General features: G+C 41.3%; 11 protein-coding genes. 10 read left to right on the top strand and 1 reads right to left on the bottom strand.

Annotated elements, in window-relative coordinates:
- The first annotated feature begins 69 nt into the window (after nucleotides 1-69).
- The 6 genes from LF817_RS04315 to LF817_RS04290 all read left to right on the top strand — a co-directional run bounded on the left by LF817_RS04315 (nucleotide 70) and on the right by LF817_RS04290 (nucleotide 6,285).
- Nucleotides 70-684 carry a FadR/GntR family transcriptional regulator gene (locus tag LF817_RS04315; RefSeq protein ID WP_253934532.1) on the top strand — a complete coding sequence of 205 codons (615 nt, stop codon included), beginning with the start codon at nucleotides 70-72 and terminating at the stop codon, nucleotides 682-684.
- A 99-nt stretch (nucleotides 685-783) separates the two neighbouring features.
- On the top strand, nucleotides 784-1,644 hold the full coding sequence (gene accD / locus LF817_RS04310; protein ID WP_253934531.1) for an acetyl-CoA carboxylase, carboxyltransferase subunit beta: 861 nt from the start codon (nucleotides 784-786) through the stop codon (nucleotides 1,642-1,644).
- On the top strand, nucleotides 1,641-2,603 hold the full coding sequence (gene accA, locus LF817_RS04305) for an acetyl-CoA carboxylase carboxyl transferase subunit alpha (RefSeq protein ID WP_253934530.1): 963 nt from the start codon (nucleotides 1,641-1,643) through the stop codon (nucleotides 2,601-2,603). The genes accD and accA overlap by 4 nt, the downstream gene beginning before the upstream one ends.
- A gap of 169 nt (nucleotides 2,604-2,772) precedes the next feature.
- Entirely contained in the window at nucleotides 2,773-3,732 is a 960-nt protein-coding gene (pfkA, locus tag LF817_RS04300; protein WP_253934529.1) for a 6-phosphofructokinase, read from the top strand.
- Between the two features lie 38 nt (nucleotides 3,733-3,770).
- A complete protein-coding gene (pyk, locus tag LF817_RS04295) occupies nucleotides 3,771-5,531 on the top strand; it encodes a pyruvate kinase (protein ID WP_253934565.1) in 1,761 nt (586 codons plus the stop codon).
- A 361-nt stretch (nucleotides 5,532-5,892) separates the two neighbouring features.
- The gene (locus LF817_RS04290; RefSeq protein ID WP_253934528.1) at nucleotides 5,893-6,285 is read left to right on the top strand and encodes an FxsA family protein; all 393 of its coding nucleotides are present in this window, start codon (nucleotides 5,893-5,895) and stop codon (nucleotides 6,283-6,285) included.
- Nucleotides 6,286-6,498: 213 nt separating this feature from the next.
- Here the strand turns inward: LF817_RS04290 and ytvI are convergent, their stop codons facing one another.
- Nucleotides 6,499-7,608 carry a sporulation integral membrane protein YtvI gene (gene ytvI / locus LF817_RS04285; protein WP_253934527.1) on the bottom strand — a complete coding sequence of 370 codons (1,110 nt, stop codon included), beginning with the start codon at nucleotides 7,606-7,608 and terminating at the stop codon, nucleotides 6,499-6,501.
- A gap of 198 nt (nucleotides 7,609-7,806) precedes the next feature.
- On the opposite strand from ytvI, the gene citZ reads away from it, so the two are divergent.
- The 4 genes from citZ (at nucleotide 7,807) to LF817_RS04265 (ending at nucleotide 11,820) form a co-directional block, all read left to right on the top strand.
- Complete coding sequence (gene citZ / locus LF817_RS04280; RefSeq protein ID WP_253934526.1) at nucleotides 7,807-8,922, top strand: citrate synthase; 1,116 nt, start codon at nucleotides 7,807-7,809, stop codon at nucleotides 8,920-8,922.
- Nucleotides 8,923-9,038: 116 nt separating this feature from the next.
- Complete coding sequence (gene icd / locus LF817_RS04275) at nucleotides 9,039-10,313, top strand: NADP-dependent isocitrate dehydrogenase (protein ID WP_253934525.1); 1,275 nt, start codon at nucleotides 9,039-9,041, stop codon at nucleotides 10,311-10,313.
- A 14-nt stretch (nucleotides 10,314-10,327) separates the two neighbouring features.
- The gene (gene mdh / locus LF817_RS04270; RefSeq protein WP_253934524.1) at nucleotides 10,328-11,266 is read left to right on the top strand and encodes a malate dehydrogenase; all 939 of its coding nucleotides are present in this window, start codon (nucleotides 10,328-10,330) and stop codon (nucleotides 11,264-11,266) included.
- Nucleotides 11,267-11,343: 77 nt separating this feature from the next.
- Nucleotides 11,344-11,820 (top strand): MaoC family dehydratase, encoded by a 477-nt coding sequence (locus tag LF817_RS04265; RefSeq protein WP_253934523.1) that lies wholly within the window; start codon nucleotides 11,344-11,346, stop codon nucleotides 11,818-11,820.
- Nucleotides 11,821-11,882: the final 62 nt, after the last annotated feature.

Raw genomic sequence — 11,882 nt, 5'->3', positions numbered from 1 at the left:
AGAAGCTTAGAGAAAAGCCTTGATAAGGCTTTTCTCTTTAGTGTTTAGTCAGTTCAAAGGGGGGACTCTATGACCCATACTTTCAATGAAAAGGTATATGAAAGTGTATTAGAGCAAATAAAAGCTTATATTGAAGATAAAAGGTTGAAACCGGGTGATAAGCTTCCTTCAGAGAGAATGCTCAGCGAACTGCTTCAAGTAGGCAGATCTTCGATTCGCGAAGCACTGCGTGCTCTTGAGCTGCTAGGTTTAATAGAGACCAGGCGCGGTGAAGGGACGTATATGAGAGCCTACCGCCCTTACCATATGGTTGGATTACTATCTAAATTCTTACTAAACGATACGAGAACAAGAAGTGAATTACTGACCGCTAAACAAATGCTTGAGAAAGAAATTCTTATTATATCTGTCAGCCATTTAAAAAGTGAACAAATGTATCATGCTATTTCTTTATTGCCAATCGGTGTAATTGATGAACAGAAGAGCGAGAAGCATCAGCAGTTATTTAATTATTTATTTGAAAAGAGTGATCATCCCTTACTTCTATCGATGTGGCAATTTATAATTGGGTTCACTTATACCATCCACGAAATCACATATGATAATGCATGGTATCGAGAACTGGAATCAGCACTGCTGGATCAATCCCGAGAAAAAATTAACGAATTATTTATATATAAATGAACAAAATGAAAATCGACAACCTTTGATAACATACGCGGGAAGTATTTTGTATGATGACATAGAATTAGACAAGAGCCTTGTCCTAAAGGAGGAATCACCTTGCTAAGAGATTTTTTCAGCAAGAAAAAGCGCTACGCTTCTATACCCAGCCAAGAAGCTAAGCAGGATGTACCAGAAGGGCTGATGCAAAAATGCCCTAGCTGCCAGAAGATTTTTTATAGAAAAGAGTTAATAAGAAACATGAACGTTTGTCCACACTGCGATCACCATCATAAAATGAGTGCGTTCGAACGTATAGAACAATTATTTGATGAAAACTCCTTTGAGGAATGGGACAAGGATATGATTTCATCGAATCCGCTTCAGTTTCCAGATTACGAAGAAAAAATGGAAAAAGACCGTTTGAAATCAGGTCTAAATGAAGCTGTAGTGACTGGAAAAGCGTCCCTAGAAGGAATGGAAGCGGCTGTAGCTATTATGGATGCACGGTTCCGGATGGGCAGCATGGGTTCAGTAGTCGGTGAAAAAATCACGAACGCGGTTGAAAACGCCAGAAAATCTAATATCCCATTCATTATTTTCACTGCTTCTGGAGGAGCGAGGATGCAGGAGGGCGTTCTCAGTTTAATGCAGATGGGAAAGACTTCTGTAGCTTTACAGCGTCTAAATAGAAGCGGGGGATTATTCATATCCGTCATGACCCATCCAACTACTGGTGGTGTATCGGCCAGCTTCGCATCCGTAGGCGACTATAACTTTGCAGAACCGGGGGCGTTAATAGGTTTTGCAGGGCGCAGAATCATTGAACAAACGATACGTGAAAAACTTCCTGAGGATTTCCAAACCGCAGAGTTTCTACTTCAGCACGGTCAGCTGGACAAAGTCGTTCACCGGCACGAAATGAAAGAAACCCTTTCGACTGTTCTTAGTATTCATAAGGAAGGAGGAGAGCGGGGATGAAACATGTGTTAGACTTTGAAAAGCCAGTGATCGAACTTCGAGAGAAAATCACTGAACTAAAGAGGCTCACTGAAGAAAGTGAAATGGATCTCAGTGAAGAGATCGTTACATTGGAACAGAGGCTCGAGAAGCTTGAAACGGATGTCTATGATCAAATGGAGCCGTGGGACCGGGTTCAGATGGCTCGCCATCCGGAACGTCCTACGACCTTAGATTATATTGATTACTTGTTCACGAATTTCCTGGAGCTTCATGGAGATCGCTTATATGGTGACGATGAAGCCATCGTATCTGGCATTGCCAAGTTTCATGGGAAGCCTGTCACTGTAATCGGGCACCAAAGAGGAAAAGATACAAAAGAAAACATTAGGCGTAATTTTGGCATGCCTCACCCCGAAGGATATAGAAAAGCTTTACGGCTGATGAAACAGGCAGACAAGTTCAACCGTCCTGTTATCACTTTCATTGATACTAAAGGAGCATATCCTGGGAGAGCTGCTGAAGAAAGAGGTCAAAGTGAAGCGATTGCCAGAAATTTAGTGGAAATGGCTGGTTTGACTGTTCCGGTCATCTGTGTCGTAATTGGTGAAGGCGGCAGCGGAGGAGCCCTTGGATTAGGGATTGGTGATCGAATATTTATGCTTGAAAACTCTACGTACTCCGTAATATCTCCAGAAGGGGCAGCTGCTCTCCTGTGGAAGGATTCTAACTTAGCACAGCGTGCCGCAGAAACGATGAAAATTACTGCTAAGGACCTGAAGGAGCTTCAAGTCATAGACGAAGTCATACCTGAAATTAGAGGAGGCGCTCACCGAGATGTCAAGCAGCAGGCGTTGAATATAGAAAAAGTGATTACGGCTGCTCTTGACGAGCTGACCCAGAAGAATGAAGACGATCTGTTAGAAGAGCGCTTTGAAAAATATAAAATTATTGGCGATTATACGTCTCTTGATATATAATAATACACGGAAAAATGAATCGTCCGTGATGAAGAAAGTCGCACACTTAAAAAGTGCGACTTTAGTCATTTTATTAGGGTGATGACGCTTTCATGAGGCGATGGTATTGTTTCAATCTCCCCTTAAATGGGCACATTGGGGAGTAAGTATAACTTTTGGGGTGATAACAATGAAAAAAATAGGAGTACTTACGAGTGGTGGAGACGCACCCGGTATGAATGCTGCTATTCGTGCCGTTGTTAGAAAAGCAATCTATCACGGTATGGAAGTTTACGGAGTGAAACATGGGTACCAAGGTTTGATCGATGGGAGTATCGAAAAAATGGAACTTGGTTCTGTAGGAGATATTATCCAGCGAGGCGGTACGGTGCTGTATTCTGCACGTTGTGAGGAATTCAAGACGGAAGAAGGTCAGCAAAAAGGGATCGATCAATTGAGAAAGCATGGTATTGAAGGTTTGATAGTCATTGGAGGAGATGGCAGTTTCAGAGGGGCGAAGAAGCTGACTGAAAAAGGCTATCCTTGTATCGGAGTGCCGGGTACCATTGATAATGATATTCCCGGGACAGACTATACTATCGGTTTTGATACTGCTTTAAATACAATTACAGATGCGATTGATAAAATTCGTGATACGGCAACTTCTCATGAGCGTACGTATGTTATCGAAGTAATGGGGCGCGATGCAGGTGATTTAGCCTTATGGTCAGGGTTGGCTGATGGAGCAGAAAGCATCATTGTTCCAGAGATGGCAGAAGAATTCGATGAAGTCATCGAACGGCTTAAACGAGGCCATGATCGGGGCAAGAAACACAGCATCATTATTGTTGCTGAAGGTGTAACGAGCGCTGTAGACTTTAGTAAGAGAGTAAAAGAAGCTACTGATCTTGAAACGAGAGTCACTGTACTTGGACATACGCAAAGAGGCGGTTCACCGTCCGCAAGTGATCGTGTACTGGCTAGTCGTTTAGGAGCTTACGCAGTGGATTTGATTCTTGAAGGTAAAGCAGGATGCATGGTAGGCATAGAAAAAAATAAACTTGTCGACCATGACATCATAGAAGTTCTGAATCGAAAACATTCTATTGATTTAGACATGTACCGTTTATCTAAAGAACTTTCCATTTAACATTAATTAGTTTTTGCAATATAGGAGGAAATAGAATGATTAGAAAAACAAAAATAGTAAGTACGATTGGACCAGCTTCTGAGTCTGTAGAAATGTTAACAAGCTTGATTGAGTCAGGCATGAATGTGGCTCGCCTTAATTTCTCCCACGGAGATTTTGAAGAGCATGGCGCACGGATTAAAAATATTCGTGAAGCAGCTTCATCTACGGGTCAAACGGTAGCTATCCTATTGGATACTAAAGGGCCTGAAATCCGTACAGGCAGTCTTAAAGATGGAGAAGCTTATCTTGAAAAAGGAAGCACAGTCAATATTTCAATGGAAGAAATTGAAGGAGATGCTGAACGCTTTTCAGTTACATTCCCTGGACTGATTGATGATGTGCACCCTGGCTCAAAAATTCTTCTCGATGATGGGCTTGTTGAACTTCAAGTAGAGGAAATTTTGAAAGAACAAAATGAGATCAAAACTACAGTTCTAAACAACGGACTTCTTAAAAATAAAAAGGGTGTAAACGTACCGAATGTAAGTGTGAATCTTCCTGGTATCACTGAAAAAGACGCGAAAGATATTGAGTTCGGTATTGAACAAGGCGTAGACTTTATTGCTGCATCCTTTGTACGCCGTGCTTCTGACGTGCTTGAAATCAAAGAATTGCTTGAAAAGCATAAAGCCGGACACATTCAAATCATTCCGAAGATCGAAAACCAAGAAGGTGTCGATAATATTGATGAAATTCTTGAAGTCAGTGATGGTTTGATGGTCGCACGAGGGGACCTTGGAGTGGAAATTCCTCCAGAAGATGTACCATTGGTACAAAAGGCTCTCATTCGTAAGTGCAATAAAGCAGGTAAGCCAGTAATCACAGCTACACAGATGTTGGATTCCATGCAGCGTAACCCGCGCCCTACTCGTGCAGAAGCGTCTGACGTAGCTAATGCTATTTTTGATGGTACGGACGCAATTATGCTTTCAGGAGAAACGGCTGCTGGAGATTACCCTAAAGAAGCTGTTCAAACGATGAGTAATATCGCTACTAAAACAGAAACCGGGTTAAATTATCAAGCCATTCTTAGTGAACGTTCTAAGCATAGCGATATGACGATTACAGATGCAATCAGCCAGTCAGTCACACACACGGCAATCAATTTAAAGGTCAATGCTGTAGTGACACCTACAGAAAGCGGCCATACTGCTCGCATGATTTCTAAATATCGTCCTCAGGCACCTATTGTCGCGATTACATCAAGTGAGCGAGTAAATCGTATGCTATCGCTTGTATGGGGTGTTTACGCTGTAATGGGACCTGAATCTGAATCCACAGATGACATGCTCGACGTAGCTGTGGATCGCGGCTTGGCTTCTGGCATAGTTTCCAGAGGGGATCGTGTAATCATCACTGGAGGAGTACCTGTCGGTGAGAGCGGCACGACGAACCTTATGAAGGTACACATTATCGGAGACGTGCTGTTAAAAGGACAAGGCGTCGGAAGAAAAAGTGCCTACGGCAAAGCAGTCGTTGCTAAAAATGCAGAGGATGCAATCGATCGTCTGAAAGAAGGAAATATTCTAGTGACGTACGGTACAGAGCGTGACATGATGCCGGCTATTGAAAAAGCATCTGGAATCATCACCCAGGAAGGTGGTCTGACATCCCACGCAGCGGTAGTCGGCCTTAGCCTTGGTATTCCTGTAATCGTTGGTGTGGAAGATGCTTTCAAGAAAATCGATGATGGCATGGATATAACAATGGATAGTACACGCGGAGATATTTATGATGGACACGCAAGCGTCCTATAAATTTTATTGAAAAGGACAGAATATTGAACTTCTGACCTCAGGCTGACGAGAGATACGAATTTTCTCGTCAGCCTGTTTTTTGTCTTAAGACGATAAAATTTTAAGTTTCTATTCTTAGGAATGGAGATTGAAGTTCAGGGAACTAGCCTGGCAAGGGCGTACGGTGAACTTTAAGTAGAAAAGCCAACTGCCCTGTTTTTCTAGTTAACTTCTCCGAGTGCGCTCAATAACTCTCAGCTATCTATAACACGGCTTTTTAAAAGAAGTTAATGATGAGAAGTGTTTTACTGTCCCTTTTCTTAGCTTCTTGGCTGTTTTTTCTCTATAATGGAGAAAGGATTTAAGTAGAAAGGAAGATTATATGTTTCGCTGGTTGTTACTTTTAATATTAATTGTACCAGCTTTAGAAATTGGAATTCTGATCTGGGCAGGGAATTTAGTCGGTCCGTGGTGGGTGATTATACTCATTCTACTAACAGGGGTGATAGGTGCTTGGCTGGCAAAGCAGCAGGGCTTGGAAACGATAAGGAAAGTCCAGGATTCGATGGCGCAGCAACAGGCACCAGGAGATGCATTAATTGATGGTGCCTGTATATTAGTAGGGGGAGCGGTTCTGTTAACCCCTGGTTTCATAACAGACGCTATAGGGTTTCTTCTGTTGATTCCTGCAACAAGAGCTCCATTAAAGCGAGTAATCCGAAGAGTAATCGCCAAAATGATGGATCGTAATACAATAACTATCTATCGTAAATAAAAGGCTTGCCGCATGTCTGTCAGGTTGTAACACTTTGTCTTGCTGTTTTAAATAGTGAAAATTCTCCACTTTAAAGAAGGTGGAGAATTTTTATTTTTATAGAGGTAGAGCTTTAAGTTAGAGGCTTTGGTAAAGATTCGTGTTGATATTGGTGAATAACTCCCTTATCACAACTAACATTCCACCTTTAACATAGCCAAGTTATAAAGGTTTTTATTTCCCTAAAATAAAAATCCATAGTTGACGAGAAAATCCAGAAGTATGAATAGCCTTGATTAAAGCAATGATAAGCGGGGTAAATAGTATAGTGAGACCGCCCCAAATTTGAAAACCTAGAAAAAGTCCAATTAAGAGCAGTAGAGGCGGGACTCCAAAATGGGAAGCTAAAATTTTCGGTTCGAAGATTTGTCTGGTGATTATAATGATCATGTATAGAGATGTGAGTTGTATGGTCAATGTGAAATCATTCGTAAAGAAAGTATATAAAATCCAGGGCACGAAAATAACTCCTGTCCCAATGTAAGGAACCAGGTCTACAGCCCCTGCGATGAGGGATAATGCTAAAGGGTGGGGAACCCTGAAGATCAATAATCCAAAGAACATAATAACAACTGTAATGGACATAAGCGTAAATTGTGCTTTACATAATTGTTTTATAGTCTCTTTGAAATTCGAACTGATGCTCATAATCGGGAAGCGAACATCACTTGAGAAGTTGGTATGAAAATAGAGAGAGATGGTTTCCCAGTCTTTACTTATGAAAAAAGTAGCGATGAATATGAAACCTAAAGCCATCAGGAAGATCGGTAAGCTGGCTACGCCTCCACTGAAAAATTGCAATATGGAATATAATATGGTGGTGCCGGCTTCTATGGCATGATCTTTTAAGTCATTGAGATATTTATAAAGCATGTCCCCCCACGCAGGGTTAATAGATCCTATCCAAACATCCAGCTGATGTATAACTTTTTCTAACCAACTTGTTATTTGAGTATGAAATACGTTGATAGCCTCACTATACTCTTGAAACTCGCTCTTAGAAAGACTTTGGAGCAAGTAGACGATTTTAGTGACAAACAACGTAGTCAGACTTATAAAGAACGTAGTTACAAGCCCTACCATCGAAAGTATAGCTATAGGTTTAGGAATTCTCAGCTTATTATGAAGCAGTTTTATATAGGGTTGAAGGAACCAGGCTAATCCCCAGGCTAAAATGAACGGAAATAATAGCTTCCATACAAAGTACAATGCCGTGATTAGTAAAACTGCACTCAATAAGACCAGCAGCAAACGATAAAGTTGATACTGGTTGAATCTGTTCATCGGTAACACTCCTCTGATAAATTTTAGATGAAATTGCTATAAATTGTTGGAAATTAACCGGTTTCAATTCACATTCAACTCAGAATACTTTATAATTGTCGGTGGGGAAGAAATCCAATTAACCAAGATACACGATTAGTAAAGCGTTTTCTCGGATTTCAGGAGGGAATGTAGCATTATTTCAAAAGGAGAGATCTTATGGCATCAACTAAAGGTTTAGAAGGAATTACAGCTACAGAGTCGACGATCAGTTCAATTATTGATGATAAGTTGACTTATGTAGGTTATGACATTGATGATCTAGCCAACCACTCCAGCTTTGAAGAAGTGGTTTACTTATTATGGAATCAGAAGCTTCCGACTGAAAATGAATTGAACAGCTTTAAATCAGAGCTGATCTCAAATATGGATATTCCAGGTGAAGTCATTGATCACCTTAAATCCTATGATTTATCGACAGTCCATCCGATGGCTGCTGTAAGAACGGCTGTGTCGATGCTGGGCTTGTTTGATTCTGAAGCAGATGAAATGGAAGAAGAAGCGAATAAGCGTAAAGCAGTGCGCCTTCAAGCGAAAATCGCTACGGTCGTTACTGCCTTCTCCCGCATTCGTAAAGGTCAAGAACCTGTTTCTCCAAAAAAGGATTTAAGCTTTGCAGCTAATTTCTTATATATGCTTAATGACAAAGAGCCTGAAAACGTAGAAATCGAAGCCATGAATAAAGCCTTGGTGCTGCATGCTGACCATGAGCTTAATGCTTCGACTTTTACAGCACGTGTATGCGTAGCTACCCTGTCTGATGTTTATTCAGGAGTTACCGCGGCTATTGGCGCACTTAAAGGACCGTTACATGGTGGAGCTAATGAACGTGTTATGCAGATGTTGACAGAAATCGATTCAGTAGATAATGCAGTTCCTGCCATTGAGAAAAAGCTTGAGAACAAAGAAAAAATCATGGGTATGGGCCACCGCGTTTATAAGAATGGTGATCCACGAGCAAAACATCTTAAAGAGATGTCACGTGAACTAACAGAACTTACTGGTCATTCTAAGTATTATGAGATGTCTATAAAAATCGAAGAATATATTAAAGAAAATAAAGGTCTGCCTGCAAATGTGGATTTCTATTCCGCTTCTGTCTATCATAGTCTTGGAATTGATCATGACCTGTTCACACCTATTTTCGCCGTAAGCCGAGTATCTGGATGGTTAGCTCATATTTTAGAGCAGTATGCAGACAATCGTTTAATCCGACCGCGTGCAGAATACGTCGGTCCTAAAGGGCAAACGTACACACCTATCGAAGACCGCTGATAATAAGACGGCAGGCATCAGTCTGCTCTCGCTTTTTATTGCAATTAATTTAACGTATGATGGAAGAGTAGGTTTTATCCCTACCCAATCTAGCAACCATTTTAGGAGGGTTTATTTTGGCACAATCTCAGAAAATATCAGTAGAACAGAACGGTAATTTAATTGTCCCCGATCGTCCGATCATTCCTTATATTGAAGGTGATGGAATAGGGCCGGACATTTGGGCTGCAGCCAGCCGAGTAATCGAAGCGGCAGTTGATAAAGCATACAATGGCCAAAAATCTATTGAATGGAAAGAAGTTCTTGCAGGTCAAAAAGCTTATGATTCTAAAGGAGAATGGCTGCCTGCTGAAACTCTAGATACTATTCGTGAATACAAAATCGCTATTAAAGGACCTTTGACTACTCCTATCGGTGGAGGAATCCGTTCACTGAACGTTGCACTTCGTCAGGAACTTGATCTCTTCACTTGTTTACGTCCAGTCCGTTACTTTGAAGGAGTACCTTCTCCCGTTAAGCGGCCAGAGGATACTAACATGGCTATTTTCCGTGAAAATACGGAGGATATATATGCAGGTATCGAATGGCAGGAAGGTACACCTGAGGTGAAGAAAGTAATCGACTTCTTACAAAATGAAATGGGTGTACATAACATTCGTTTCCCTGAAACTTCTGGAATCGGTGTCAAACCAGTATCAGCAGAAGGAACTAAGCGTTTAGTACGCGCAGCGATCGATTATGCAATAGCTGAAGGGCGCAGAAATGTAACGCTCGTTCACAAAGGAAACATCATGAAATTCACTGAAGGGTCATTTAAAAATTGGGGATATGAGGTTGCTGAAGAAGAATATGGCGATAAAGTATTCACATGGGCAGAATACGACCGCATTGTTGAAAAAGAAGGTAAAGATGCTGCAAATGCTGCTCAAGATAAAGCTGAATCAGAAGGTAAACTGATTGTTAAGGATGCCATTGCAGACATTTTCTTGCAGCAGATTCTTACACGTCCGAAAGAGTTTGATGTAGTTGCAACAATGAACTTGAATGGCGACTACATTTCTGACGCACTTGCTGCGCAAGTCGGAGGGATCGGAATTGCTCCTGGTGCCAACATCAACTCTGAATCAGGGCATGCTATCTTTGAAGCAACACACGGCACAGCACCTAAGTATGCTGGTCAAGATAAAGTGAACCCTTCTTCAGTCATCCTTTCCGGTGTGCTTATGCTTGAACATCTTGGATGGAGAGAAGCAGCAGATCTGATTTCTCAATCTATGGATAAAACGATCGGCAGCAAAGTGGTGACATATGACTTCGCACGTATGATGGACGGTGCTACTGAGGTCAAATGTTCTGAATTCGGTGATGCTCTAATCAAAAACATGGACTAAGAAAGGGGATCCCAATGGCCATTCGCAGAAGTAAAATTTCAGTGATTGGGAGCGGCTTTACCGGGGCTACAACAGCCCTTATGGTCGCCCAGAAAGAATTAGGCGACGTAGTTTTAGTCGATATTCCAGATATGGAAGATCCGACAAAAGGTAAAGCACTTGATATGTTGGAAGCTAGTCCAGTACAAGGGTTTGATGCTAAAGTAACTGGAACAGCTGATTATGAAGATACTAAAGGATCCGACCTCGTAATTATTACTGCAGGTATTGCACGTAAACCTGGCATGAGTAGAGATGACTTAGTAAACACCAACTCCAAAATCATGAAAAGTGTAACGAAAGAGATTGTGAAGTATTCTCCAGACTGTTACATCATTGTGCTGACAAACCCTGTGGATGCCATGACCTATTCAGTGTTCCAGGAAGCCGGTTTGCCTAAGAACCGAGTGATCGGCCAGTCTGGCGTGCTTGACACTGCTCGTTTCCGTACATTTGTAGCTGAAGAACTTAACGTATCGATAAAAGATGTTACTGGTTTCGTTCTAGGCGGACACGGAGACGATATGGTACCACTCGTGCGTTATTCATTCGCCGGCGGTATTCCTCTCGAAAAATTGATTTCAAAAGAACGTCTGGATGAAATTGTCCAGCGTACTAGAACCGGTGGTGGAGAAATAGTAGGTCTGTTAGGAAATGGAAGTGCCTATTATGCTCCAGCAGCTTCTCTTACACAAATGGCAGAAGCTATTCTTAAAGACCAGCGGCGTATTCTTCCTTCTATAGCTTACCTTGAAGGAGAATACGGGTACGAGGGAATTTATTTAGGTGTACCGACAATTCTCGGAGGAAATGGAATTGAAGAGATCATCGAGCTGGATTTAACAGAAGAAGAAAAAAAACAACTTGATCAATCAGCAGACTCTGTTAAAAAGGTTTTGAATGTATTAAACTAGAAATAGAAGGATTCGGGGGTATCCTCGAATCCTTTTTTGTAACAGTTATGAAAACGCTTTCTTTGGAGGTTGATAGAATGCTGGGTAAAAAGAGAAAGTTAGGCAGAAAGATTCAGGATTTAAAAGTTGGAGATACATTTACTTCTACCTCAACGATTGAGGACAGGGATTTACTTATGTACCTAGGTCTCACGGATGACGCGAATCCGTTGTACATTCAACATGATTACGCATCTGAGACACCTTATAAAAGGCCGGTCGTTCCTAGTGTTCTGCTATTTGGGAAGGTTTCCTCTATGATTTCAATGCACCTTCCAGGCCCGGGTAGTCATATTTTTAAACAAGATTTGGTTTATCCCAAACCGGTTCACCATTATACGGAAATGAAGATGACTATTGAAATTAGTATGATCCACAAAAAGGAGAATTTTATTGTTGTAAATGTAGTAGGTTATGATGAAGAAGGGGATGAAATAATAACAGGTAGGTTATCGGTACGTCCTCCTTACGAACCAAAGTCATTAAATGCCAGTTCGTTAGAAAATTTTTATTAGAATCCTGCCAGGTTTATATTTTGAAATTCGTACAATTATTGAGTAGTAAAGTTATATCATTA

This window comes from Halobacillus sp. A1 (assembly GCF_024189295.1).
GTDB lineage: Bacteria > Bacillota > Bacilli > Bacillales > Halobacillaceae > Halobacillus_A.
Note: the sequence above shows the minus strand (reverse complement) of the source record. Positions and strands in the feature narration are given on the sequence as shown.